Origin of the sequence: Coprococcus intestinalis (assembly GCF_023656595.1) — a bacterium.
Lineage (GTDB): Bacteria > Bacillota > Clostridia > Lachnospirales > Lachnospiraceae > Coprococcus_A > Coprococcus_A intestinihominis.
In genome coordinates this window covers 37,789-61,746 of the sequence record NZ_JAMOKJ010000018.1, presented here as the reverse complement: position 1 = coordinate 61,746, position 23,958 = coordinate 37,789, and the positions used below count along the sequence as shown (strand labels likewise).

24 protein-coding genes and 1 riboswitch are annotated in these 23,958 nt (G+C 43.7%); of the genes, 18 read left to right on the top strand and 6 right to left on the bottom strand.

What is annotated here, in order from left to right; translation table 11 throughout:
• Positions 1–139: 139 nt before the first annotated feature.
• The 8 genes from pstC to NBH03_RS12975 all read left to right on the top strand — a co-directional run bounded on the left by pstC (position 140) and on the right by NBH03_RS12975 (position 8,462).
• Positions 140–994, top strand: a complete 855-nt coding sequence (gene pstC, locus NBH03_RS13010; RefSeq protein ID WP_250799832.1) for a phosphate ABC transporter permease subunit PstC — start codon at positions 140–142, stop codon at positions 992–994.
• Positions 994–1,878 carry a phosphate ABC transporter permease PstA gene (gene pstA, locus NBH03_RS13005; RefSeq protein WP_215631968.1) on the top strand — a complete coding sequence of 295 codons (885 nt, stop codon included), beginning with the start codon at positions 994–996 and terminating at the stop codon, positions 1,876–1,878. The genes pstC and pstA overlap by 1 nt, the downstream gene beginning before the upstream one ends.
• A gap of 21 nt (positions 1,879–1,899) precedes the next feature.
• Positions 1,900–2,652 (top strand): phosphate ABC transporter ATP-binding protein PstB, encoded by a 753-nt coding sequence (gene pstB, locus NBH03_RS13000; protein ID WP_015513235.1) that lies wholly within the window; start codon positions 1,900–1,902, stop codon positions 2,650–2,652.
• The gene (gene phoU, locus NBH03_RS12995) at positions 2,652–3,308 is read left to right on the top strand and encodes a phosphate signaling complex protein PhoU (RefSeq protein WP_117539237.1); all 657 of its coding nucleotides are present in this window, start codon (positions 2,652–2,654) and stop codon (positions 3,306–3,308) included. The genes pstB and phoU overlap by 1 nt, the downstream gene beginning before the upstream one ends.
• The gene (locus NBH03_RS12990; RefSeq protein ID WP_250799831.1) at positions 3,292–3,612 is read left to right on the top strand and encodes a hypothetical protein; all 321 of its coding nucleotides are present in this window, start codon (positions 3,292–3,294) and stop codon (positions 3,610–3,612) included. Before phoU ends, NBH03_RS12990 begins: the two co-directional genes overlap by 17 nt.
• Before the next feature lie 584 nt (positions 3,613–4,196).
• Positions 4,197–6,713, top strand: a complete 2,517-nt coding sequence (locus NBH03_RS12985) for an RICIN domain-containing protein (protein ID WP_250799830.1) — start codon at positions 4,197–4,199, stop codon at positions 6,711–6,713.
• An 80-nt stretch (positions 6,714–6,793) separates the two neighbouring features.
• A complete protein-coding gene (locus tag NBH03_RS12980) occupies positions 6,794–7,099 on the top strand; it encodes a GNAT family acetyltransferase (RefSeq protein WP_215690030.1) in 306 nt (101 codons plus the stop codon).
• The gene (locus NBH03_RS12975; RefSeq protein WP_250799829.1) at positions 7,086–8,462 is read left to right on the top strand and encodes an NAD(P)/FAD-dependent oxidoreductase; all 1,377 of its coding nucleotides are present in this window, start codon (positions 7,086–7,088) and stop codon (positions 8,460–8,462) included. Before NBH03_RS12980 ends, NBH03_RS12975 begins: the two co-directional genes overlap by 14 nt.
• Here NBH03_RS12975 and NBH03_RS12970 read toward each other — a convergent pair.
• Positions 8,443–8,766, bottom strand: a complete 324-nt coding sequence (locus tag NBH03_RS12970; RefSeq protein ID WP_250799828.1) for a branched-chain amino acid transporter permease — start codon at positions 8,764–8,766, stop codon at positions 8,443–8,445. The genes NBH03_RS12975 and NBH03_RS12970 overlap by 20 nt on opposite strands.
• Positions 8,766–9,461 (bottom strand): AzlC family ABC transporter permease, encoded by a 696-nt coding sequence (locus NBH03_RS12965; protein ID WP_250799827.1) that lies wholly within the window; start codon positions 9,459–9,461, stop codon positions 8,766–8,768. Before NBH03_RS12965 ends, NBH03_RS12970 begins: the two co-directional genes overlap by 1 nt.
• A gap of 189 nt (positions 9,462–9,650) precedes the next feature.
• On the opposite strand from NBH03_RS12965, the gene NBH03_RS12960 reads away from it, so the two are divergent.
• Together NBH03_RS12960 and NBH03_RS12955 are read left to right on the top strand one after the other, a co-directional pair.
• Entirely contained in the window at positions 9,651–10,799 is a 1,149-nt protein-coding gene (locus NBH03_RS12960) for a PP-loop family protein (RefSeq protein WP_250799826.1), read from the top strand.
• Between the two features lie 11 nt (positions 10,800–10,810).
• Positions 10,811–11,407 carry a GDSL-type esterase/lipase family protein gene (locus NBH03_RS12955; RefSeq protein WP_215690025.1) on the top strand — a complete coding sequence of 199 codons (597 nt, stop codon included), beginning with the start codon at positions 10,811–10,813 and terminating at the stop codon, positions 11,405–11,407.
• A gap of 74 nt (positions 11,408–11,481) precedes the next feature.
• On the opposite strand, the gene NBH03_RS12950 is transcribed toward NBH03_RS12955, so the two are convergent.
• The 3 genes from NBH03_RS12950 to NBH03_RS12940 all read right to left on the bottom strand — a co-directional run bounded on the left by NBH03_RS12950 (position 11,482) and on the right by NBH03_RS12940 (position 13,786).
• On the bottom strand, positions 11,482–12,141 hold the full coding sequence (locus tag NBH03_RS12950) for a 3-oxoacid CoA-transferase subunit B (protein WP_117539229.1): 660 nt from the start codon (positions 12,139–12,141) through the stop codon (positions 11,482–11,484).
• On the bottom strand, positions 12,141–12,884 hold the full coding sequence (locus NBH03_RS12945) for a CoA transferase subunit A (protein ID WP_215690024.1): 744 nt from the start codon (positions 12,882–12,884) through the stop codon (positions 12,141–12,143). The genes NBH03_RS12950 and NBH03_RS12945 overlap by 1 nt, the downstream gene beginning before the upstream one ends.
• Positions 12,885–12,988: 104 nt before the next feature.
• On the bottom strand, positions 12,989–13,786 hold the full coding sequence (locus NBH03_RS12940; protein ID WP_215690023.1) for an enoyl-CoA hydratase/isomerase family protein: 798 nt from the start codon (positions 13,784–13,786) through the stop codon (positions 12,989–12,991).
• 364 nt (positions 13,787–14,150) lie between these two features.
• On the opposite strand from NBH03_RS12940, the gene NBH03_RS12935 reads away from it, so the two are divergent.
• From NBH03_RS12935 to NBH03_RS12915, 5 genes are all read left to right on the top strand, one after another.
• Positions 14,151–15,194 (top strand): methionine ABC transporter ATP-binding protein, encoded by a 1,044-nt coding sequence (locus NBH03_RS12935; protein ID WP_227082263.1) that lies wholly within the window; start codon positions 14,151–14,153, stop codon positions 15,192–15,194.
• Positions 15,178–15,858, top strand: coding sequence for a methionine ABC transporter permease (locus NBH03_RS12930; RefSeq protein WP_250799825.1), 681 nt, complete (start codon positions 15,178–15,180; stop codon positions 15,856–15,858). Before NBH03_RS12935 ends, NBH03_RS12930 begins: the two co-directional genes overlap by 17 nt.
• A 33-nt stretch (positions 15,859–15,891) precedes the next feature.
• Positions 15,892–16,812, top strand: coding sequence for a MetQ/NlpA family ABC transporter substrate-binding protein (locus tag NBH03_RS12925; protein ID WP_250799824.1), 921 nt, complete (start codon positions 15,892–15,894; stop codon positions 16,810–16,812).
• 233 nt (positions 16,813–17,045) lie between these two features.
• On the top strand, positions 17,046–18,413 hold the full coding sequence (locus NBH03_RS12920; RefSeq protein ID WP_250799823.1) for an FAD-binding oxidoreductase: 1,368 nt from the start codon (positions 17,046–17,048) through the stop codon (positions 18,411–18,413).
• A 14-nt stretch (positions 18,414–18,427) separates the two neighbouring features.
• Positions 18,428–19,594 (top strand): pyridoxal phosphate-dependent aminotransferase, encoded by a 1,167-nt coding sequence (locus tag NBH03_RS12915; RefSeq protein WP_227082260.1) that lies wholly within the window; start codon positions 18,428–18,430, stop codon positions 19,592–19,594.
• An 18-nt stretch (positions 19,595–19,612) separates the two neighbouring features.
• Here the strand turns inward: NBH03_RS12915 and NBH03_RS12910 are convergent, their stop codons facing one another.
• On the bottom strand, positions 19,613–20,044 hold the full coding sequence (locus tag NBH03_RS12910; RefSeq protein WP_250799822.1) for a hypothetical protein: 432 nt from the start codon (positions 20,042–20,044) through the stop codon (positions 19,613–19,615).
• Positions 20,045–20,261: 217 nt separating this feature from the next.
• Positions 20,262–20,374, top strand: a riboswitch (FMN riboswitch).
• 331 nt (positions 20,375–20,705) lie between these two features.
• On the opposite strand from NBH03_RS12910, the gene NBH03_RS12905 reads away from it, so the two are divergent.
• The 3 genes from NBH03_RS12905 to NBH03_RS12895 all read left to right on the top strand — a co-directional run bounded on the left by NBH03_RS12905 (position 20,706) and on the right by NBH03_RS12895 (position 23,944).
• Positions 20,706–22,082: an MATE family efflux transporter gene (locus NBH03_RS12905; RefSeq protein ID WP_215690017.1), complete on the top strand. Its 1,377-nt coding sequence runs from the start codon at positions 20,706–20,708 to the stop codon at positions 22,080–22,082.
• 219 nt (positions 22,083–22,301) lie between these two features.
• Positions 22,302–22,844, top strand: coding sequence for a type IV toxin-antitoxin system AbiEi family antitoxin domain-containing protein (locus tag NBH03_RS12900; protein ID WP_015513254.1), 543 nt, complete (start codon positions 22,302–22,304; stop codon positions 22,842–22,844).
• A gap of 77 nt (positions 22,845–22,921) precedes the next feature.
• Positions 22,922–23,944: a PDDEXK nuclease domain-containing protein gene (locus tag NBH03_RS12895; protein WP_015513255.1), complete on the top strand. Its 1,023-nt coding sequence runs from the start codon at positions 22,922–22,924 to the stop codon at positions 23,942–23,944.
• The last annotated feature ends 14 nt before the right edge of the window (positions 23,945–23,958 follow it).

Genomic DNA, 23,958 nt, shown 5'->3' with positions numbered 1-23,958 from the left:
AGATTATTACACTGAAAGGTGTGTTACATGTTAAGTTGATTGAACCGCCGTGTACCGAACGGTACGCACGGTGGTGTGAGAGGTCGAAAATTCCTCATCAAGAGGAATTTTCTCCTACTCGATGGATGCAGGAGTATTTATGAAAGTTAAAGAAAAAGTAATGGAAATCGTTTTTCTGGTGGCGGCCTGTGTTTCTATTCTGGCAGTTTTACTGATCTGTGTTTTCCTCTTCTCAAGTGGTATTCCGGCCATTGGTAAGATTGGACCGCTGAATTTCCTTGGAGGAACTGTCTGGAAACCAAGCAATAACTTATTTGGTATTTTACCGATGATTCTCGGCAGTATTTATGTTACAGCAGGGGCCATTATCATTGGTGTTCCAATTGGTATATTTATGGCTGTTTTCATGGCAAGGTTTTGCCCGGGCAGCCTGTATAAAATTTTGAAGCCGGCAGTAGAACTTCTGGCGGGTATCCCATCGATTGTTTATGGTTTCTTTGGTATGGAAGTTTTGGTGCCACTGCTCCGAAATACATTTGCGGCATTTAACTGCAAAGGTAATTCTATGCTGGCAGCATCCATTCTGTTAGGCATTATGATACTTCCCACCATTATCGGTGTTTCTGAATCCGCGATTCGTGCAGTGCCGAACAGTTATTATGAAGGATCTCTGGCATTGGGAGCAGATCATGAAAGAAGTGTATTCTTTGCGGTGCTTCCGGCTGCTAAATCCGGCATTCTGGCCGGCGTTGTACTTGGTATTGGACGTGCGATCGGTGAAACAATGGCGGTTATCATGGTAGCAGGTAATCAGCCGGTGATGGCGCACAGTATATTTAAGGGTGTACGAACCATGACAGCCAATGTTGTCATTGAAATGGGGTATGCAACAGGTATTCACAGAGAAGCATTGATTGCGACAGGTGTTGTATTATTTGTATTTATTCTTCTGATCAATCTGTTGTTCTCAGTTATTAAAAGGAGGGAGAAATAATGAGTGAAGTAGACGGCGTTAAAGCAATTAATAAAGTCACTTTTGGACAGCGCCTGAAAGCTTATAAAAGAAGCAAATTATCTTTCCTTCTGGCAGTACTTGTTTTACTTTCAGCGATTATTACGATTGGCGTGCTGGGTTACCTGATATTTTATATTTTGATTAAGGGCGTCCCAAATCTCAGTCCAGACCTGTTCTCATTGACTTACACATCAGAAAATGTGTCTATGATTCCGGCGATCATTAATACGCTGATTATGACGATTCTGGCTCTTCTGATCGCAGTACCGCTTGGTATTTTCTCAGCTATTTATATGGTTGAATATGCTAAAAAAGGAAATAAACTGGTAGGTGTTGTCAGTGTGACAACGGAAACACTGGCAGGTATTCCTTCTATTGTCTATGGCCTTTTCGGTATGCTGTTTTTCGTTACCTATTGCCATTGGAAATATTCTATACTGGCCGGTGCATTTACTCTCTCCATTATGATTTTGCCTTCTATTATGCGTACGACGCAGGAAGCCCTTTTGTCAGTGCCGGATTCATTCCGTGAAGGCAGTTATGGACTGGGAGCCGGTAAATTGAGAACGGTTTTTAGAATTGTTCTGCCGTCAGCAATTCCGGGTATACTGGCAGGTATTATTCTGGCTATTGGTCGTATTGTAGGTGAGACAGCAGCTTTAATCTTTACAGCCGGAACTGTACCGGATATTGCAAAAAACCTGATGTCATCCGGACGAACACTGGCGGTTCATATGTATGTGTTATCCGGTGAAGGACTGCATACGGATCAGGCTTATGCAACGGCGGTTGTGCTGCTGGTGGTTGTTATCATTATCAATGGATTATCTACACTGATCGCCAAGAAATTTACGAAGGCCTAGAAGAAAGAGAAAGGAATAGATATGGATAAATTTAATGTAGAACATCTTGATTTATATTATGGTGATTTCAAGGCGCTCAAGGATATCAACCTGAAGCTTCCGGCCAACGAGATCACCGCATTTATCGGACCGTCCGGCTGCGGTAAATCAACATTTTTAAAATCACTGAATCGTATGAATGATCTGGTGGAGGGATGCAAGATTACCGGTAAAGTGACGTTGGACGGTGAGGACATTTACGGATCGAATATGGACGTCAATGTGCTGAGAAAAAAAGTAGGTATGGTTTTTCAGAAACCGAATCCTTTTCCGATGAGTGTTTATGACAATATTACATATGGACCGAGAACTCATGGTATCCACAAAAAATCCCAATTGGACGAAATTGTAGAACGCTCACTGAGAGGAGCCGCAATCTGGGATGAATTAAAGGACAGATTAAATAAGAGTGCCCTTGGACTTTCTGGTGGTCAGCAGCAGAGACTTTGCATTGCAAGAGCATTGGCTGTGCAGCCGGATGTCATCCTGATGGATGAGCCGACGTCTGCTTTGGACCCAATCTCAACTTCAAAGATTGAAGATCTGGTTTTGGAATTGAAAAAAGATTATACCATCATCATGGTCACTCATAATATGCAGCAGGCGACCCGTGTTTCAGACAGAACCGTCTTTTTCCTGTTGGGTGAAGTGATTGAAGACGGCAAAACAGAAGAACTCTTCTCTATGCCGAGAGATAAGAGAACAGAAGATTATATCACAGGGAGGTTTGGCTAATGCGCAATCGTTTCGATTTACAGTTAAAGCAGCTTAATGACGACATTATTGAGATGGGCAATATGATTGAGAGAGCCATCGAAATGGGTGTTTATGCCCTGATTGGTCACGATACGGATAAAGCAAAGCAGACCATTGATTATGATATGGATATTGATCACATGGAACGCGATATTGAAGCACTGTGTATGAAACTTCTGCTTCAGCAGCAGCCGGTGGCAAGAGATTTGAGACAGATTTCCTCAGCATTGAAGATGATCACAGATATGGAGCGAATCGGGGATCAGGCCTCGGATATTGCGGAGTTATCGCTGCAGCTGGGAGATGTATCTGATATTGATGAAATATCACTGATTCAGAAAATGGCCAATGAGACAATGATGATGGTTGTCCGTGGTACAGAGGCATATGTAACAAAAGACCTGGATGTAGCCCACAATGTTATTGATAATGATGATGTGGTAGATGATCTCTTTGATCAGATTAAAATGGCACTGGTTAAGCGTATCCAGGATAATCATGTGAAGAGTTTTGAGGCGGCGGATCTGTTGATGGTGGCTAAATACTTTGAACGTATCGGTGATCATGCCACCAATATTGCTGAATGGGTGATTTATTCTATTACAGGCAAGCATGTAGATGAGGCAGATAATTAAGCTGTGCAATGAGATTGCAGGAGGGATAAAAGAAAGGCGGGAGAGAATGATGATGAAGCGTATGTGGTATGAACTGAATATTCTGGCACTGAGAAAACATGTGCGTCCTGTCAGCTTGTTCCTGCTGGTGCATACATTGCTCTGGTGTGATCTGACATGGCTGATTTGTCAGATTGGATGCGATATCCTGGAGATACCAAAGACATTATATCAGATGAATATCCTTCTGATCACAGCCTATGCAGGTGTCTTTGGCGGACTGATCGGCGGAATGATCTATCTGATGCATGAAAATCTGACCTGAATACAGGAAGGATGTCTGTAAGCAGAAACGAATTCCGTATTAGGATATGCGAGCGAGTCTTGAAATCATAAGAAACACGCTTCGCGAGTTTCTTATGATTATCGCGACAGTCGCCAAGGCCTCATGCAAGCATGGGCTTTGGCTCATTGCTCGCGTAAATAAAAGTGACCCGTATGCTGTGGAAATCACGGTATACGGGTCATTTTCAGATTGTTTGTAAAACACGGAAATCTGCGGAGCCTGCCATAAACCGGCCTATGATCATTCATTATATCCGTCCGGCAGAATGTACAGAGAATCAATGGAATGTTGTATGTAAGTGGTAGGAATAAAAGCATTCCTGGTTCCCGTGATATTCTGCACACAGCCGACAGCATCTGCCGTATTGCAGACAGGTACCGTAGATTTAAGCGTTAGTATGATTATAACATTTTGCATAGTAAATAGCAACGATTAAAATCATGAAGAATTATGAAAAATAGCCATATATCTGTGAAAAGAGGTTGCATTTAGATGGAGCAACTGGTAAGCTAGAATAGGAAATGATAATGACAGATATAGAGACAACAAAGGAGTAGAGGAAAATGAAAAAGTTTATATCTGCAATATGTGTCATAGCGTTGATGATGCCGTCGACATTATCAGCTTTTGCAGATGCGGGAACAGCGGACAATCTGAGCGGACAGCAGGCTGTTGTGGTAGATGTCGCTGACAGTACGGAGGATGCCGCAGAAACGGAGACAGAAACAGTTGTTGAGACAGAAAGTGCTTCTGTTGTATCAACAGAGAAGGCTTCCGATACAAAAGCGACGTCAGATACATCAAAGGCATCTGAGACAGAGACTATGGATGAGACGGAGGATGAACCGGAAGTAGACCCGCAGTATGCAGATGATCCGCAGTATTGGAAGGAAATGAAGAAACAGTATGGTGTTGCAACAATGAGTGCAGTACCGGATGAGTATAGACATAATTCCAGATTCTCAGACTGTGTTGTAAGATATGGTGTGGATGTATCCAGTTATCAGGAAGATATTGACTGGGCGAAGGCAAAGGACGATGGGGTTGAATTTGCTATTATCCGTGCCGGATACAGAGGATGGGGAAGTGACGGCAATCCGGGCAAGGATCCGTACTTGATTAAGAATATTGAGGGAGCACAGGCCCAGGGCATCAGAGTTGGTGTGTACATTTATTCCCAGGCCATTACACCGGATGAGGCAAGGCAGGAAGTGGACTGGGTGATCGGATGGCTGCAGGGGCATCAGATCGATCTGCCGATGGTTTTGGATTATGAATATGCTGAAAGCTATGGCGCTTTAACAGGACGACTTTACAATGCGAATTTATCCCGTCAGGCAGCTACGAATGTATGTCTTGCGTTCTGTGATTATGCAAGTCAGAAAGGCTATATACCGATGGTCTATGCGAACAAAGGGATGCTGGAGAATAATCTGAATGCATCTGCTATCAGCGAGAAGTATCCGATTTGGCTGGCACATTATACATATCAGACCGGATATACGGGGGATTATGACTTCTGGCAGTATAGTTCACAGACGACTGTAGATGGCATCCCTGGATCCGTAGATGGCGATTTCTGGTATGAAGATGCTGACAACTATGAAGTGACTTTAGACAACTATACAGCTCCTCAGTGCATGGAAGCCGGAGAGGGATTTTTTGTTGAGGGAAGAGTTTCCTCTGGATTGAAGTTGGATGCGGTTACAGTCGGTGTTTATGATAGAAATAATCATCAGGTAACAGGCGGAACTGCTTATCCGGGAACTTATACATACGATCTTTCAGCATTAGATGCATCAGTGAAGATTAGAGGCCTTTCTGGTGGTATGTATCATTATAAAGTAATTGTTCAGGATTCAGAGGGAGAGCATCAAATGCTGGATAAGGTTTTCTCTGTATGCAGTAACTCCCCGACGATTCAGGATGGTACTTATCTGATTGCATCAGCAAAGAACCAGAATAAGGTACTTTCTGTTGATAACAACAGAAATACATCAGGCACAAATATTTTGCTCTGGAATCGCTTAGAAATTCCATATCGACAGTTCCAGTTTACTTATCAGGGAAATGGTTATTATAAGATTAAGAATATGGGCTCTGGGTTATATCTCTCAGCAGCAGGGCAGAGAGGTTCATCGGGAACCAATGTAGAACAATCTTCATCAGCAACCTTATGGCAGGTGCTGCCTGATGGTGCAGGCGGTTATTATATTGTTCCGAACTGTTCGTACACAAGCTGTTTGGATCTGTATACAGGTATACCTGATAATGGCAAGAATATAGACCTTTGGAATTACAATATGCGAGGATCACAGCGCTGGTATCTGATCAGTTCATCAGCTAAGCCGTCCATCAGCGGTCAGACTATACCGGGCAATATGCAGCAGGGATCGTCATTCAGCATTCGGGGCACAGTTTCATCAAGAGAGAAAATCACATCTGTGACAGTTGGTGCTTACGATACGAATGGCAGAATGAAGATTGGAAAGACAGCTCAGACAAATGCAAAAGCCTATAATCTGAAGAATCTTGATACAAGCATTAAGTTCGGCTCATTGCCGGCAGGTGCCTATCGTTATAAGGTAACCGTAAAGACAACCACTGGCACCTATACATTGATTAACCGGATTTTTATGGTGAAGAGCAATGGCAGAACTGTTTCTAATGGTACCTATCGACTGGTTCTGGCTCAGAATAAGAATTATGCCATTTCGGTTGATCGTGACGGAAAAACGTCGGGGACGAATCTTCTTTTGTGGGCAAATAGAAATGTTGCTTTCAGACGATTTAAGTTCACCTATCAGAGCAATGGTTACTACACAATTAAGAACCAAGGTTCCGGCCTGTATCTTTCTGTAAAAGGACAGGGTTCGGCATCCGGTTCTAATGTAGAATTGTCTTCATCAGCAACGCAGTGGCAGGTACTTCCGGATGGCACAGGAAGCTATTATCTGGTTCCGAAATGCTCATCGACAAGCTGCCTGGATTTATACAGCGGTGTTCCGGCGAATGGCAAGAATATCGAAATTTGGAATTATAATATGGGTAAAGCTCAGCGTTGGAGCCTTGTTAAATAACTGTTCAAAACTCACTTCCGAAATGCCATACATTTTGGAAGTGAGATACTTTGTCAGAGAATCAAAAGGATGGTGGGCAGATGATTACATCTGATGATATTTTATCCCTGAATTTTTATAACTATGGCAACCCTTTTACGGGAAGTTATCAGGGAATGCGATACCGTATCATCAAACAAAAAGAAGCAAAAGACGAAGAGGGCAATATCCTGAAGGAGGAAGGGCTTTTGGCAGTAATCTGGCCAGAGCCCTTTGCTTATGAAAAGACACAGGATGCCCTTAAGACAACACAGCTTTTTCCTTTTAGTGAAGAGGGAAAAGCGCAGGTAATTGAATGGTTGAATGCGTCATGGGAAGAGGGGATTTATAAGAATGAAACAATATGATGTGATTATTATCGGCGCAGGTCCTGGCGGTATTTATTCAGCCTGGGAAATGGCCATGAAGAAATCGGAATTGAAGATTGCCGTTTTTGAGAAGGGCAGAGAACTTGAGAGGAGAAAATGTCCGATTAATGGGGATACTGTCAAGAACTGTGTAGGATGTCCTTCCTGTGCCATTATGAGCGGTTTTGGCGGAGCCGGTGCATTTTCCGATGGTAAATACAACATTACCAATGAATTCGGCGGAACACTGCATGAATACATTGGCAAGAAGAAAGCCATGGAACTGATGAGGTATGTAGATGATATCAATATGAGCCATGGCGGCGAAGGCACCCGGATGTACTCAACCGGCGATACAAAGTTTAAGAAGATTTGCATCCAGAATAACCTGCATCTGCTGGATGCTTCGGTCAGACACCTTGGCACGGATGTGAATTATATTGTGTTGGAGCAGCTTTTTGCGGAGCTGAAAGACAGAGTGGATTTCTTTTTCAACTGTGCTGTGGAGCATGTGACAAAAGAAGGCGAGGGCTATGGCGTTCATACTTCGGATGAGAGCTATTTTTGCAAACAGTGCATTATTTCCGTTGGACGAAGCGGCAGTAAGTGGATGGAGACCGTTTGTCGGGAGATGGATATTCCAACGAAATCCAATCGTGTGGATATTGGTGTCCGTGTTGAATTGCCTGCCGTTGTATTTTCGGATTTGACGGATGAACTCTATGAGAGTAAGATTGTATACAGAACAGAGAAATTCGAAGACCTGGTACGTACCTTCTGTATGAACCCGAAGGGCGCAGTTGTAGCGGAAAATACCAACGGTATTGTCACAGTGAATGGTCACAGCTATGAAAATCCGGAACTTCAAACAGAGAATACGAATTTTGCGCTTCTTGTGGCCAAACATTTCTCAGAGCCATTTAAAGACAGCAACGGTTACGGTGAAAGTATTGCCCGCCTCTCCAATATGTTGGGCGGCGGTGTGATCGTACAGCGTTTCGGTGATTTGATTCGGGGAAGAAGAAGTACAGAAAAACGTATCAGAGAGAGTCTTGTGGTACCGACATTGTCGGCTACACCGGGAGATTTGAGCCTTGTCCTTCCGAAGCGAATCCTTGATGGTATCATTGAGATGATCTATGCACTGGACAAGATCGCTCCGGGTACAGCTAATGCAGATACGCTGCTTTATGGCGTGGAAGTTAAGTTCTACAATATGGAAGTCTCTATTGATGAGAATCTTGAGACACGGCATAAAGGGCTGTATATCATTGGCGATGGCAGCGGTGTGACACACTCACTGTCCCATGCATCAGCCAGCGGCGTATTTGTGGCAAGACGCATTATGGAAGGCATCGAATAAAAATCATATACAGAACAGTTCCGGCGGCCACGCTTAACAGCGTATTGCGTTTCCAGAGATGGAGGATGACAACACCTGCAATGGCGATGGCGGCGGCAATGGTTTCGGTGTCGAGGACAGTCAGTGGACCCTTCAGGCAGTAGATAACCAGGACAGCAATAATAGCAGGCGGCAGTTTGTCGGCGATTTCTTTAAGGAAAGCCGGCATCTGCCGCTTTTTAAATACCAGAAACGGAAATGCGCGGATCAGAAAGGTGATACCGGATGCGATGGCGATCAGCAAAATGGAATGTCCTGTATTCATTACGGCAGCTCCTTTCTTCTTTCGGCCTGTGCAAAGGCTGTGACAAATAAAACGGTGATGATCAGTGCCGGCAGCAGGAAATTGCCTGAGCCGAAAATGAACAGACAGATAATGCCTGCCAGAAGCCCTGTAACGGCGCAGCGGCCGGCGGCTTTAGGATGGGCCAGCACCTGGTCCAACAGAATGACAACAAATAGTGCGGTCATGGAAAAATCAATACCGGTAAAGTCAAATGGCAGTACCTGACCAAGCACAGCGCCGATGACAGAACCGATGATCCAGTAGCTTTGGTCAAACAGGTTGATGAGAAACCAGGCTGGTCGGTTCTTTTCCTCCGGATCTTCGTTTTTGCAGCTGCAGAGGACGGAATAAGTTTCATCCGACAGAGAAAAAATCATGTAGAGCTGCGTCTTCATTTTTTTGAAGGATTCAATAAACGACAGACCGTAAAAAACATGGCGGCTGTTGACGAAAAGTGTCGTGACGGCGACGGTCAGGGGCGAAGCGGCTGAAGCCAGCAGCGGCACAAGGACAAACTGCATGGAGCCGGCATAAAGAAAAAGACTGATGCAAAAAGCCCATATAAAATTAAAACCGGCCTGCTGAAGCACAATACCGAAAGCGATACCGAGAAAAATATAGCCGAATAGGACGGGAAGGGTCCTGGAAAAAGCGTATTTTATATATTTCTTCATTTCTCTATTTCCTTCCAAATGTACTTTACTTATCATAGCAAGTTAATGAGAAAAAAGCAAATAGATACATCTGACGATGGGGGAGATTGTCTCAGTTCATTTACAGAAGAAAGGGCTTTTTTTTATGCCCGGGGACTGGTACAATAGATACAAAACGGTATAAATGAAAATGATATGGAGAGATAAAGAATGAGCGAAGCAACAGAGATAACGATTAAAGGGCTTTCTGATCTGGCGGTGGGGACTTATCTGCTGGTGGATGTCAGGGATGCCATTTCTTTTGGCTATGGGGCCATTCCGGGCGCAGTCAGTATGCCGGATATTGTTGAGCAGGCTGAAGCCGGAAAGTTGGCAAAGGATAAGAAATATATATTATATTGCATGAAAGGCATGAACAGTGCGAGGCTGGTGCCGAAACTGCGCGAACTGGATTATGATGCCGTGAGTCTGTCGGGCGGTTACAGTGCATGGCTGATGGCAAGTTTTGGCGGTGATGACAAGCAGGAGGAGATTGAGAAGAGTCTCCGTAAAGGCCGTTTTCACAAAGCACTGTTCAGCAAGTTTGCCAAGGCAATCAATACCTATGATCTGATACAGCCGGGGGACAAGATCGCGGTCTGTATTTCAGGCGGCAAGGATTCCATGCTGATGGCGAAATTATTCCAGGAATTGAAACGCCACAACAAATTTCCATTTGAGCTGGTGTTCCTTGTGATGGACCCGGGATACAGTGAAGTTAATCGAAAGTTAATAGAGAATAATGCCCGGATTATGGGTGTGCCGATTACAGTTTTTGAATCCCAGATTTTTGAAGCAGTATATGATATCCAAAAGTCCCCATGCTATCTGTGTGCAAGAATGCGCCGCGGCCATCTGTATAATAAGGCAAAAGAACTTGGGTGCAATAAGATTGCATTGGGGCATCATTATGACGATGTCATTGAGACCATTTTGATGGGGATGCTTTATGGTGCTCAGGTACAGACCATGATGCCGAAGCTGCACAGCAGTAATTTTGAGGGTATGGAACTGATTCGTCCGATGTATTTAATTCGTGAGGAGGATATTAAGCAGTGGCGTGATTTAAACGGTCTGCATTTTATCCAGTGCGCCTGCCGCTTTACAGACACCTGTAGTTCCTGTCGTCCGGATGGCACATCGGCCTCCAAGCGCATGGAGATTAAGCAGTTAATCAGTGAACTGAAGAAAGTGAACCCTTTTGTAGAGGGCAATATTTTCAAGAGTGTGGAAAATGTCAATCTCAGCACGATTATTGCCTATAAGCAGAACGGACAGGTTCATCATTTCCTTGATACTTATAATGACCAAAAGGAATAGGAGGAAGCAGGATGGCTTATAAAATCATATGTTACGGTGACTCCAATACTTATGGTGCCTGCGGTTTTGTCGGCGGACGGCATCACGCAGATATCCGATGGACTGGCATCCTTCAGAATTCTGGTTTATATGACGTTGTGAATCTGGGGGAGAACGGACGGGAGATTCCGTCGGATCAATGGGAACTGAATGAATTGACGGAGATTCTGCGCCGGGAGGGTGATTTCGATCTGCTGACAGTGATGTTGGGAACCAATGATCTGCTGACCATGGTTCGCTCCGGCAGTGCCAGGGTGGCCGTGCGGATGGAACAGTTCCTGACAGAATTTCTTCAGGTACAGCCAATGGTCTGCAGACCGGAACAGGTGCTTTTAATTGCGCCACCGTCTACGGCTCTTGGTGAGATGGCGCCGTCATCCACCGGTTTGGATGAGGCCTGTCGTGAGCTTGGGGATTATTATGCGGATATTGCAGAGAAACTTCATCTTCATTTTGTTAATGCATCTGTCTGGCCTGTCGAACTGGGGGCTGACGGGGTACATATGACGGCAAAGGGGCATCAGATTTTTGCCGAAGAATTGAAAAAGGTATTGGCTGACATTTTCTAAATACAATACCCCCGCTGTCCGGTGGGCAGCGGGGGTATGAATGTCGGTCAATACCTTTTTAAACGACTATAAATTTATTGCATCACACCAACTTCATCAGGAACGATGACGTCAGCATCTGTACATGCCAGAATATCTTCGACTGTATATCCCGGCGCAACTTCGCGGAGAACGAGACCTTCCGGTGTGACTTCAAAATAACATCTTTCAGTAACGATATCTGTGACGCACTGATAGCCTGTCAGAGGCAGTGTACATTTCTTAAGAATCTTGGACTGACCGTTCTTCTCGCAGTGATCAGTTGCAACGATAATCTTCTTGACACCGGCACAGAGATCCATGGCACCGCCCATACCAGGAACAAGTTTGCCAGGAATCGTCCAGTTGGCAATGCTGCCTTCCTGATCGACCTGCAATGTACCAAGAACAGCTGCGTCAATGTGACCGCCGCGGATGAACATAAAGGAAGTTTCGTTATCATAAACGCTTCCCCCAGGAATGATGGAAGCAGGTTGACCACCGGCATCGATACAGTCGATGTCAACGTCGTCCCAGCTTGGAGAAGGACCACTTCCGACCGTTCCGATCTCGGCTTCAAGCCAGAGCTCTACGCCTTCAGGAAGATAGTTCACACACATCAGAGGAACACCGATACCAAGATTTACAAAATCACCATTTTTAAAGAATTTCGCGCAGCGGGATGCAATGAGTGCGCGTCCGGTTAATTCTGCCATTACTTATTCCCTCCTTCTGCCTTTTCTTTTGCTTTGGCTTCTGCCTTAGCCTTTGCACGCTGCCACATTGGACACAGTGGGCGTTTCTCGCCTGTGCGCACATAGACCATATCAACAATAGGTGCAGGTACGTGAATCTCTTCAGGTCCGAGTTCACCGACTTCTACGATTTCTTCTACTTCGGCAATGACAAAATCACCGGCGAAAGCCATTGTGCTGTTGGTAGCTCTGGAATTCAGATGGAAATAGAGATTGCCGGCTGTATCTGCTTTGGTTGCCTTGATCAGGGAAACATCTGCATGAAGTGGCATCTCAAGGAGATATTCCTTACCATTGATCGTCAGTTTCTGCTTGCCGTTCTCAACTTCTGTGCCGACACCGGTAGGTGTCAGGCAGCCGCCAAGGCCGGCGCCACCGCAGCGGATACGTTCGGACCATGTACCCTGTGGGCAGAACTCGATATCCAGTTCGCCTGCAAACATCTGATCGCGGGCAAGTGGATTGAGAGCAATATGTGTTGTTACAAGCGATTTCACGCGTTTTTCACGGATCAGCTTACCGACACCCTGATCCGGCATACCAGCAGAAACAGCAATAGCATGGATATCTTTGATACCTTTCTCAAGCATACCGTCGATAATCTCATCAGCGGCAAATTCACCGTGCCAGTCACCAAACATAATAGTCTGGCCGTCATGGATTTTGGTAAGGGCTTCTTCTTTGCTTACAACTTTAGACAGCAATTTGACAACCACCTTTCTTAAATAAAATGTAACTGTTCAGAGCCAAGCAAAATTTCAAAAAACAGGTGTAAAATGCTTGCATTTTTAAGACTGTTTTTGAAATTTTATTTGCCTTCAAAATGGGCTTTGCGTTTTTCCATAAATGCTTTGCAGCCTTCCTGGAAATCCATGGATGCAGCACATTCGCGCTGTGTCGGGATTTCAGTTTCAGCAAGCCACTGCTTGTAATCGGAATAAGCAGCGTCATAAATCTGTTTCTTAATATTCTTATAGGAAAGAAGAGGACCAGCAGCCAGTTTCCTTGCAAACTTCATGGTTGCTTCATCCAACTCTTCTTTGGCAACAACCTTGTAAGCCAATCCGAGTTCTTTCGCTTCCTCTGCACTGACTGGGCGACCAGTAGCAGCCAGCTCCATTGTGCGTGCGGTACCGAGGCTCTTCGTCAGAAGATAAGTTGCACCTGTGTCAGGAACAAGACCGATATTGACAAAGGCCAGAATGAATTTGGCATTGTCAGCACAAATCATAAAATCACCGCCGAGAGCGAGGCTGACACCGGCACCGGCTGCTGCACCGCAAACAGAAGTGATGACCATCTTGCTCATGCGTTTCAGGCCATCTGCAACCACACCGACCTTGCTGATCAGGCCATCCATATTCACTTCGCCGCCTGCCTGAATCAGTTCATAGAAATAACCGATATCACCGCCGGCGGAAAATGCACGGTCTGTACCTTTTAATACAACAACTTTTACATTCGGGTCCTTCTCAGCAGCATCCACTACATACATCAGTTCATCAGCCATCTGCTCATCGATGGCGTTCAGATTCTTCATGTAGTTCATTGTGATCACAGCGATACCATCTTCGTTAACAGTGTAGATCAGCTTTTTCAGTTCCATAAAAAAACCCCCTTTAAGATAATCGGTTGACACATTATCACAATAAAGAAATGACGCATTATTGTACAAAGTACATAATGATTATATATAATATTATACATGTTTATGGCATAAATAGCAATATAATTTCCGGATATTTCCAAACATTTACCAGAATAATGCTTAATTATTCGACAAAATCTGAAATAATGTATATAAAATAAACAAAAGCATAGTAAAACACTGGGAATTTATAAATGCGTATTGACAATTAGAAAAATATACCATATAATTCCTACTAAATCGCTAAGGTAACGGGAGAATATGAATTCTCATAGTTCTTTAGAAACGAATAAAATTTCAGTATAGAAAAGAAGTGAGTCAGTTGATCAGATTTGAACATGTTTCCCGCGTTTTCCATAATGATGGGCGGGAGTTTGCAGCAGTGAATGATGTGAGTCTTGAGATTGAGAAAGGCGAGATATTCGGCATCATCGGTTTCTCCGGTGCCGGCAAATCCACATTAGTTCGATGTATTAATTTGCTGGAGCGGCCGACTTCAGGAAAAGTCTTTATCGGTGACGAGGAACTGACTGCCATGTCACCGGCAGAACTGAGACAGCACCGCAAGAAAATCGGTATGATTTTCCAGCAGTTTAATCTCTTTGCTTCCAGAACGGTTTATGATAATGTATCATTTCCGTTAAAGGGCAGCAATCTGACAAAGGAACAAAAGGATAAGAAAGTCCGTGATTTGCTGAAACTGGTAGAACTGGAGGAGAAGGCTTCAGCGTATCCGTCACAGTTATCCGGCGGACAGAAGCAGCGTGTGGCTATTGCCAGAGCTCTGGCTAATGATCCGGAGATTATTCTCAGCGATGAGTCCACCAGTGCGCTGGATCCGAGAACAACAAGAGCGATTCTTGACCTTTTGAAGAAAGTCAACAGAGAGCTGGGCATCACCATTGTGGTGATTACCCATGAGATGCAGGTTATTAAAGACATTTGTGATCGGGTAGCGGTTATGAAAGATGGTCGTGTTGTTGAGACAGGAACAGTATTTGATATTTTCGCCAATCCAAAGGAGCAGATTACAAGAGAGTTCGTTGAGAACACATCCAATATGTCCCGGATTTATGAATTGGTGGAGACCAAGAGCCCTGTGGTGGAGTTAAAACCGGGAGAGGCTATTTTGCGTTTCAGATATCTGGAGCGAAATGTGTCGGAAGCCCTTGTTTCACAGTTATCAAGAAAATTTGATCTGGATTTAAATATTATTTTCGGAAGTATCGAATTGATTGGTGAAAATCCAATCGGCGGTCTGGTGGTTATTGCCCAGGGAACATCGGACAATATCAATCAGGCAATTCAATACCTGAAGGACAAGAATGTAGGAGTGGAGGTGATTCTGGATGGTCGAACTGCTTAATCAATGGCTGCCGAATGTCATGGACAGGCCGGATGTTTTTATCAAGAGCATTCAGGAAACCTTTATCATGGTGGGCTGGTCAGGAGCTATATCATTTGTGGTTGGTTTATTTCTGGGAGTTCTGATTACGGTAACGAAGCCGGGAAATATTCTGGAACATCCGCTGGTTTATCAGATTATCGATAAGGTGGTCAACCTTTTCAGATCTGTACCCTTTATTATCCTGCTGGCTTGCCTGGTACCCATTAGCCGTCTGATCATGGGAACGGCCATCGGTGTCAAAGGTGTCATTGTGCCTCTGGTATTTGGATGCGCACCGTTTTTTACAAGACAGATTGAATCAGCGTTGGCGGATGTGGATCCGGGTTTGATTGAAGCCGCCCAGTCCATGGGACTGGACAATAAAGATATTATTTTCAGAGTGTATCTGAAAGAGAGTATTGCAGGCATTGCCCGCGGTACAACGATTACGATCATCAGTCTGATCGGTCTGACAGCCATGGCCGGAGCCATCGGCGCAGGCGGTCTGGGCAACTTTGCCATTATGTATGGTCATCAGAGAAACATGCCGGATATCACTTATACAACAGTGGTTGTGCTGGTTATCATTGTTACGGTGGTACAGCTCATCGGCAATTATATAGCGAAAAAAAATACACATTAAATTTTTACCACAATGCATTAGGAGGAAAACGACATGAAAAAGAAAGGTATTATTGCACTTGCATTAACAGCCGCACTGGCACTTGGCGCATTAACAGGCTGCGGAAACACCACAGAAAAGGAAACAACAGGCAGCACAGATGCGGCTGCTGAGACAACAAAAGCATCCGAAACAGCAGGTTCAGAGGCAGCAGGAAGCGAAACAGCAGTTTCAGGTGAGACACGAGTGGTTAAACTGGGATTAACTGGCGTTATCTATGAAGATATCTGGAATCCAATCAAAGAAGAACTGGCAAAAGAGGGCATTGATTTGGAATATGTTCAGTTTTCTGATTATTCCTTGCCGAATGAAGCCTTAAATGCCGGTGAAATTGACATCAACGCTTTCCAGCATCACGCATATTTCAACAATGATGTGGAAAAGAATGGTTATGATATTACACCAATTGCAGATACATTTATCATTGCCATGAATCTTTATTCTGATAAGGTAAAATCTGTAGATGAAATCAAAGATGGTGACGTTATTGCTATTCCGGATGATGCATCCAACGGCGGCCGTGCACTGAAAGTACTGGCATCCGCAGGGCTGATCACACTGAAAGCAGAAGCAGGCGCTAATCCGACGGTTGCGGATATCGATACATATAATGTAAAAATTGAAATCAAGGAAATGGGCGCAGCAGATATCCCATCTGTATTGCCGGATGTGACAGCAGCCGTTGTCAATGGTAACTATGCATTGGATTATGGTATTGATCCGAGCACAGCTATTTTTGAAGAAAAAGATTACGATGACGACAGCTATTTCTGCCTGATGGCTGTTCGCAGCAGTGACGCAGACGATGCCGTTTACAAGAGAATTGTAGAATTATTCCAGTCAGAAACAACAAAGCAGATATTCCAGGATGAATTCAACGGCTACTTTGTTCCTGCATGGGAAGTACAGAAATAATCGATATACAAAAATAAATATAACGATTCAGTTTGGCTTTAGACCATTGTGGCTGAAGGCATGAGAAAATGATTTAGAGATGCAAAATCCCATCAGCAAAGTCGATTGTTGATGGATTTTGCAGTATAATCACCTTGAACATAATGATAATGAGTAAAAACTTCAAAGTGTGTTTTATCGTGTTGTGAGAAAACTGAATCGCTGCAACAGAGAATAGGAGAGTAAAAGAAGCCATGAAGGAAGCACTTTTATCAATTATAAAAGATGAAAACAGAATCATTACAGGCCAGATTGATCCGCAGTATCTTTCTGACAATCTGGGACGTAAAAAAGGAACAGCCGAAGCGGTTGTATTTCCGATATCAACAGAAGAAGTCAGCGGGGTTATGCGTTATGCCTGGAAAAATAACCTGCCGGTGACACCGAGAGGTGCAGGTACGAATCTTGTTGGCTCCACTGTACCGTCAGGTCACGGGATTGTGCTGGATGTGTCTTTGATGAATCATGTCCTTGAGCTGGATGAGGAAACCTTCACGGCCACTGTTGAGCCGGGGGTTGTACTGGAAGATTTTCAGGCTTATGTTGAAAGCAAAGGTTTATTCTATCCACCGGATCCGGGCGAAAAGAAAGCCACCATCGGCGGAAATATCAGCACCAATGCAGGCGGTATGCGTGCTGTGAAATACGGCGTAACCAGAGATTACGTCATGGGGTTGGAACTGGTTCTGGCAGATGGCACCGTTGTCATGGCGGGCAGCAAGAACCGTAAAGATACCTCCGGCCTTGATCTGAAAGAGATTGTCATTGGTTCCGAAGGAACACTGGCGGTGATCACCAAATGTATACTGAAGCTGATTCCGAAGCCGGAAGACAGTCTCAGTGTCCTTCTCAGCTTCGACAGTCTGAAAGCAGGTATTGAGAGTGTCAGACAAATTATTCAGGCTAATTTGAATCCGACAGCCATGGAATTTATTGAGCGTAAAGTGATTCAGTTGGGGGAAGATTATCTGAAAATGTCATTCCCTGAACCGGAGGCCAGCGCCTATGTGCTGACAACCCTTGACGGCAGCAGAAATGAAATCAATGACCACCTCGAAGGACTTCGCAAAGTGGCAAAAGAAAGCGGTGCCCTTTCCGTTCTTCCGCTGGAGGATAAAGAGGAGGCAGCCAGAGTATGGAAGATTCGCGGTATGCTGGTGAAAGGTGTGGAGGCTGTTTCAGAGCAGGAGCCGCTGGATATCGTTGTGCCGATTAACCAGATTGATGCCTTTGTCAATTTTGTCAACGCCTTTGAAAAAGAATGTGGTATGCGCATGATCAGTTTCGGACACGCCGGAGACGGCAATGTGCATTTGTGTGTTGTCAGAGGTGATAGAGACGATGAAACCTGGGAAAAAGAGCTTGACGCTAATCTGACTGTTCTTTATGATAAAGCTTATGCACTGGGCGGTCTGGCCAGCGGCGAGCACGGCATCGGACTGAGCAAGCAGAAATATCTGCTGAAAGCATCAAAGCCGGAAAACATTGCATTGATGAAGCGTGTGAAAGCAGCTTTTGATGAGAAAAATATTTTAAATGCAGGCATTTCCTACAATGTCTAAAGGAGTACAGATATATGAAACCGTTAAGTGATAAAACTGCCGGATTTACAGATTCGGTGATCAGAAGAATGACAAGAGTCTCAAATCAATATGGTGCTGTCAATTTATCTCAGGGATTTCCGGATTTTGACCCGCCGAAGGAAATCACAGACAGACTGCGTGAAATCGCACCGCACGGACCGCATCAGTATGCCCTGACATGGGGCGCACAGAACTTCAGAGAAGCCCTTGCGAGAAAACATGAACATTTCTCGGGTATGAAAGTAGATCCGAATAAAGAAATTGTTGTCACATGCGGCAGTACGGAAGCGATGATGGCTTCCATGCTCACCGTCTGCAATCCGGGAGACAAAGTCGTTGTCTTTTCCCCATTTTATGAGAATTACGGTGCAGATGCGATTCTGTCCGGCGCACAGCCGATTTATGTGCCGTTAAATCCGCCGGAATTTAACTTTGATGCCAATGTACTGGAAGATGCCATGAAGCAGGATGGGGTGAAAGCCCTGATTCTCTGCAACCCGTCCAACCCATGTGGCAAAGTCTTTACACTGGAAGAACTGCAAATCATCGCTGATCTGGCCATTAAATACGATCTGTATGTTATTACTGATGAAGTGTATGAGCATATTTTGTATAAGCCGAATAAACATATTTATATGGCCACGTTGCCTGGAATGCGTGAGCGTACAATTATCTGCAACTCCCTTTCAAAGACTTATTCCATTACAGGATGGCGTCTGGGTTATGTCATTGCACCGCCTGAAGTCATTGACAGAGTCAAGAAAGTGCACGACTTCCTGACTGTGGGTGCTGCAGCACCGCTGATGGAGGCGGTTGTGCCGGGACTGAACTTTGGCGACGATTATTATGTTGCATTGCAGGACCATTATACTCATATGAAAAACTTCTTTGTCGGCGGTTTAAAAGACATTGGCCTGTCATTCACAGAGCCTCAGGGGGCTTATTATGTCATGGTAGATATCAGCGAGTTCGGTTATAAAGATGACTATGAATTCTGTGTGGATCTGGCAGAGAAAGTCGGCGTCGGCGCTGTTCCGGGTTCCAGCTTCTTCAGAGAAGACGTGAACCAGTACATCCGATTCCATTTTGCAAAGAAGGACGATACATTGAATGCGGCGTTGGAAAGACTGGCGGATATTCGGAAGATATTGAAGAAATAATTTTTCTTTTTAGAAGCCTCAATATCCCCATGTCATCAGCTTCCACTTACCGCCATTAGAACGAGCCAGCCACCATTGCCAGCCGGTATATTCTTCATCAGGATTCCATGCACCGCCGCCATTTTTCGGAGAATGAAAATCGCTTGTAAACATAATGCACTGGTCGAAGGTTTCCTTGTTATCATTGGCAGCTTCCAGTTCGTTCATCCAGGCAATATGATCGGGAGTGCTGCATTGGTCATCTGAACTGTAGGAAATACTGTGCAGTTCACAGCCGTCAAAATCCTTGAATACAGTTTTAATGGCCTTGATGGCGGCATCCATATCTTCTTTGGAATAAATAGAGGAGCTGCCATAATCAATGGTGACATCTGACATTTTGGCCTGTTTGCCGCATGCGGTTAAGGCAAAAAGACCGATGATACCCAAAAATAATAAATATTTTTTCAATGTTTCCGACCTCCGTTCTGTGAAATTTTTGAAATCCTAATATTTTCATGAGTAGTATAACATATGATTAGGAGATATAAATGAACGAATCTCTTAAGAAAAAATGACGATTTATTTAGGCTTTAAAACAGGTGTCAAGATGAAATGTGCGAAATTTTTCACTTTACAATCAGCCGTTGACAGCCCAGGAAAAGTATGTTATTTTGAAATTAAGTAAAGTTTTCTTCGGAAATGAGCATGTTCTCTACTGGCGGTGACAGCCCGCGAGCCATTCGGCTAATTCGGTGTAATTCCGGAGCCAACAGTCAGTCTGGAGGGGAGAAGGAGGCTTTCCGGCTGAGCGCCGGATGCCGTTTTTTTGCTCATTCTATCCAAGTCATCCTATCAGCATCCGGTATCAATATTATTTCTTTTGGAAGTAATAGCTGCCGGGTGCTTTTTGTTTTGTTCAAGTCGAGCGACCGCGAGACTTGGCGCGTGATTCTGGTCAGCGTAAGCTGACATATTCTTTACAGAATCACTGCGCATCCTCGCGGAGCGTTTATCTCAGTCGGAGATTGGACTCCCACTGACACAAATTTGCTGTTACTCACCACCTGAAAGAGGTGGGGGTCTTCTCGACTGAGATAAAATGTCATGATGATTGAGGAGGGGATGGAGAATGGTAAATATGCAGACAAACAGAAGTCCTTTGGAAACAGAACCTCTTACGAAGTTGTTGTTCAGGTATTCTGTTCCGACAACCCTGACTTTGATGGTTAATTACATCTATAACATTGTAGACCAGATTTTTGTGGGGCAGGGTGTGGGCATCACAGGAATGGCAGCCATCAATATCGCTTTTCCGCTGTCAATTCTTGTCAACGCGGTTTCACTGCTTCTGGGAGATGGTTGTGCGGCTAATGTCAGTCTGTGTCTGGGACGTCGGGAGCAGGAAAATGCCAATAAGATTTTCGGGCAGGCAGTGACCTGGATTGTTGCCAGCGGCATTGCGCTGGCATTCATTTGCGGTATATTTGCGCCGCATATTGTTACGCTGTTCGGAACAACGAATACGGCTTATGGGGAATCGCTGGCTTATATGCGGGTGATTGCCATTGGTATCCCGTTTCAGCTCATTTGTCCGGCTTTTACGGCGATGATTCGTGCGGACGGGTCACCGCAATATACTATGAAATGTATGATGGCCGGTGCAGTGGTCAATATTATTCTGGATCCTGTATTTATTTTCGGGTTGAAAATGGGGGTCGTGGGGGCAGGTATTGCCACGGTGATTGGAGAAATGGCAGCAGGCATATTATGTCTGCTCTATCTGCGCAGATTACAATCTGTACAGCTTGAAAAGGGCGCATTGCGCCCGACCTGGCCGGTGCTGAAGATGATTCTGCAGCTTGGTTTTCCGAGTTTGCTGACTCAGGGATTAACGGCGCTGGTACAGATCGTGCTGAACAATCTCATGCGTGTTTACGGTGAAGCCAGCATTTACGGCAGTGATATGGCGCTTTCTGTTTATGGCATGATGATGAAAGTTTATCAGCTTGCACATTCCATGTTTGTGGGGGTTTCCTCCGCCATTCAGCCCATTAACGGCTATAACTTCGGAGCGAAGAATTATCAGCGTGTGCGCCAGACCTATCGTCTGGCCACTGGCATTGCAGTCGTTATTTCAGCTGTATGGTGGCTGGTTTATATGGTATTTTCAAGACAGATAGCAGGATTGTTTGTTGCGGATAATCAGCTGTATTTTGACTGTACGCAGCATTGCTTCCGACTTTATATGATGGCTTTTTTCCTGTATGGGGTGCATATGACGACGGGTTCCTTCTTCCAGGGAATCGGGAAGCCGACAAGATCATTACTTGTACCGCTGATTCGACAGGGCGTGTTACTGATTCCTTTGGCACTGGTAATGTCCAGATTGATTGGATTAGACGGGGCACTGCTGGCGGCACCTGCGGCAGATACAGTTACTTGTCTGCTGTGTGTGGCTTTGGCACGGACGGAATTCAGGCGGTGGGAAAAAGCTGGGATGTTGTAAAAAAGATAATATTTAATGTGATAAAGGCAAGAACGTCAATGGTTGAGATAATCATTTTTGCTCTTGCTTTTCTATTGATTTGAGTAAAAACTCACATGAAATAAAAACAAGTGTATTTTTACTTGAATTTATTAAATGAAATGGTATAATTAAAGCAAAAATACACATAAATTAAGAACGAGTGTAATTTTACTTAAAACGAAGGGGGGGGGTGACAGAATGATATTGACGTATAGGCAGTGTCTTGAAAAGTATGGAACAGATTACAGGATTAAGAAAGCAATAGAAGCAGGTATTTTATTTCAAAAAGAAAAGGGGTTATATTCAGATAAAAAGATATGTTCTGAACTTGAACTGATGACTGCAAAGTATCCGAGAGCGATATTTGCAGGGAGCAGTGCGTATTACTATTATGGCTTGACTGATATTATACCGGACTATTATTGTTTGACAACGAAAAGAGAAGATTCAAGGATAAAAGATAAAAGGGTAAAGCAAAGTTTTGTTAATGATGATTTGTATGATATTGGCAAATGCCTTATAGAGTATCAGAGCGTAAAGATTCCAATATATAGTCGTGAGCGATTGCTGGTGGATTTAATACGATTTAGAGGAAGAATACCTTTTGATTATTATAAAGATGTGATTGGCAGTTACCGAAGGATAATTAATGATATGGATTTTTTCAGTATGGAGGATTATGCTGAAAAAGTCAAGGGTGGAAAGAAGATTATGGATGCCATACAACTGGAGGTTTTGTGATGAATCTGCTAGAAGATATTTAGAAGAAAACGGATATAATAGGTGTAGTGAAGTTAGTTGATATTATAGGAGAAAGTATGGACAAATTAGTAGATAATAAGATGATAAATAAAATAGAAAAATTACTTCAGGAAGCAAGAACACATGTTGCAGTTGAAGTGAATAATACCCTCCTAAGAACGTATATGGAAATAGGGAAACTGCTTGTCGAAGATATTAATTTGCATGAAAATGAAGAGAATTATCAAAACAAAACAATTTCTATGCTCTCAAAAGAACTTACCAGAAAATTTGGTAAAGGTTTTTCACGTGCCAATATTTGGAATATGATTACATTTTATAAAGAATATGGCAGCGTTCAGACAGTGTCTGAACGCTTAAGTTGGTCGCATTATTGTGAACTTTTGTCAATTTCTGATAAAGCTAAACGTCATTTTTACGAAATTGAATGCGCAAATTCCAGATGGAGCGTCAGAGAATTAAGAAGGCAAATTGCGTCATCGCTTTTTGAAAGACTTCTGTTATCAGATGGGAAGGCAAATAAGCAGAAAGTATTAGAATTGTCGTTAAAAGGTAATGAAATTGTAAAACCACAGGATATTGTGAAAGATCCTTACGTATTTGAATTTTTAGGGATACCAGAAAATAAGCCGATGATGGAATCTGATTTGGAGGAAGCACTTGTCAGACAAATAGAAAAATTTTTATTAGAATTAGGAAAAGGTTTTATGTTTGTTGGGACACAACAAAGAGTGACATTTGGCAATGTCCATTATTATGTAGATATGGTGTTTTATAACAAAATATTAAAATCATATGTTTTGATTGAATTAAAAACGATTAAATTAATGCCGGAAGCAGTAGGACAGTTAAATATGTATTTAAATTACTATGCAGCAGAAGTTAATGATGAAGATGATAACCCGCCAATAGGATTAATTTTATGTACGGATAAAGGAAATGTAGATATGCAATATGCACTGGGCGGTCTGAGCAATAATATTTTTGCATCAAAATATGTAACGTATATGCCAGATAAGGAACAATTGATTGCGCAGGTAGAGGCAGTACTCTCTTTAAAAGATAAAGAGAAAAAATAAACAACCATTTGTGT

What these genes read in the sequence shown, in the direction of transcription:
- NBH03_RS12905 (WP_215690017.1), top strand. Translation starts at nt 20,706, where the DNA reads ATGGTAAATATGCAGACAAACAGAAGTCCTTTGGAAACAGAACCTCTT.
- NBH03_RS12990 (WP_250799831.1), top strand. Translation starts at nt 3,292, where the DNA reads ATGAGGCAGATAATTAAGCTGTGCAATGAGATTGCAGGAGGGATAAAA.
- pstB (WP_015513235.1), top strand. Translation starts at nt 1,900, where the DNA reads ATGGATAAATTTAATGTAGAACATCTTGATTTATATTATGGTGATTTC.
- NBH03_RS12925 (WP_250799824.1), top strand. Translation starts at nt 15,892, where the DNA reads ATGAAAAAGAAAGGTATTATTGCACTTGCATTAACAGCCGCACTGGCA.
- pstA (WP_215631968.1), top strand. Translation starts at nt 994, where the DNA reads ATGAGTGAAGTAGACGGCGTTAAAGCAATTAATAAAGTCACTTTTGGA.
- NBH03_RS12940 (WP_215690023.1), bottom strand. Translation starts at nt 13,786, where the DNA reads ATGGAACTGAAAAAGCTGATCTACACTGTTAACGAAGATGGTATCGCT.
- NBH03_RS12900 (WP_015513254.1), top strand. Translation starts at nt 22,302, where the DNA reads ATGATATTGACGTATAGGCAGTGTCTTGAAAAGTATGGAACAGATTAC.
- phoU (WP_117539237.1), top strand. Translation starts at nt 2,652, where the DNA reads ATGCGCAATCGTTTCGATTTACAGTTAAAGCAGCTTAATGACGACATT.
- NBH03_RS12975 (WP_250799829.1), top strand. Translation starts at nt 7,086, where the DNA reads ATGAAACAATATGATGTGATTATTATCGGCGCAGGTCCTGGCGGTATT.
- NBH03_RS12915 (WP_227082260.1), top strand. Translation starts at nt 18,428, where the DNA reads ATGAAACCGTTAAGTGATAAAACTGCCGGATTTACAGATTCGGTGATC.
- NBH03_RS12895 (WP_015513255.1), top strand. Translation starts at nt 22,922, where the DNA reads ATGGACAAATTAGTAGATAATAAGATGATAAATAAAATAGAAAAATTA.
- NBH03_RS12960 (WP_250799826.1), top strand. Translation starts at nt 9,651, where the DNA reads ATGAGCGAAGCAACAGAGATAACGATTAAAGGGCTTTCTGATCTGGCG.
- NBH03_RS12950 (WP_117539229.1), bottom strand. Translation starts at nt 12,141, where the DNA reads ATGGCAGAATTAACCGGACGCGCACTCATTGCATCCCGCTGCGCGAAA.
- NBH03_RS12985 (WP_250799830.1), top strand. Translation starts at nt 4,197, where the DNA reads ATGAAAAAGTTTATATCTGCAATATGTGTCATAGCGTTGATGATGCCG.
- NBH03_RS12980 (WP_215690030.1), top strand. Translation starts at nt 6,794, where the DNA reads ATGATTACATCTGATGATATTTTATCCCTGAATTTTTATAACTATGGC.
- NBH03_RS12965 (WP_250799827.1), bottom strand. Translation starts at nt 9,461, where the DNA reads ATGAAGAAATATATAAAATACGCTTTTTCCAGGACCCTTCCCGTCCTA.
- pstC (WP_250799832.1), top strand. Translation starts at nt 140, where the DNA reads ATGAAAGTTAAAGAAAAAGTAATGGAAATCGTTTTTCTGGTGGCGGCC.
- NBH03_RS12920 (WP_250799823.1), top strand. Translation starts at nt 17,046, where the DNA reads ATGAAGGAAGCACTTTTATCAATTATAAAAGATGAAAACAGAATCATT.
- NBH03_RS12955 (WP_215690025.1), top strand. Translation starts at nt 10,811, where the DNA reads ATGGCTTATAAAATCATATGTTACGGTGACTCCAATACTTATGGTGCC.
- NBH03_RS12930 (WP_250799825.1), top strand. Translation starts at nt 15,178, where the DNA reads ATGGTCGAACTGCTTAATCAATGGCTGCCGAATGTCATGGACAGGCCG.
- NBH03_RS12970 (WP_250799828.1), bottom strand. Translation starts at nt 8,766, where the DNA reads ATGAATACAGGACATTCCATTTTGCTGATCGCCATCGCATCCGGTATC.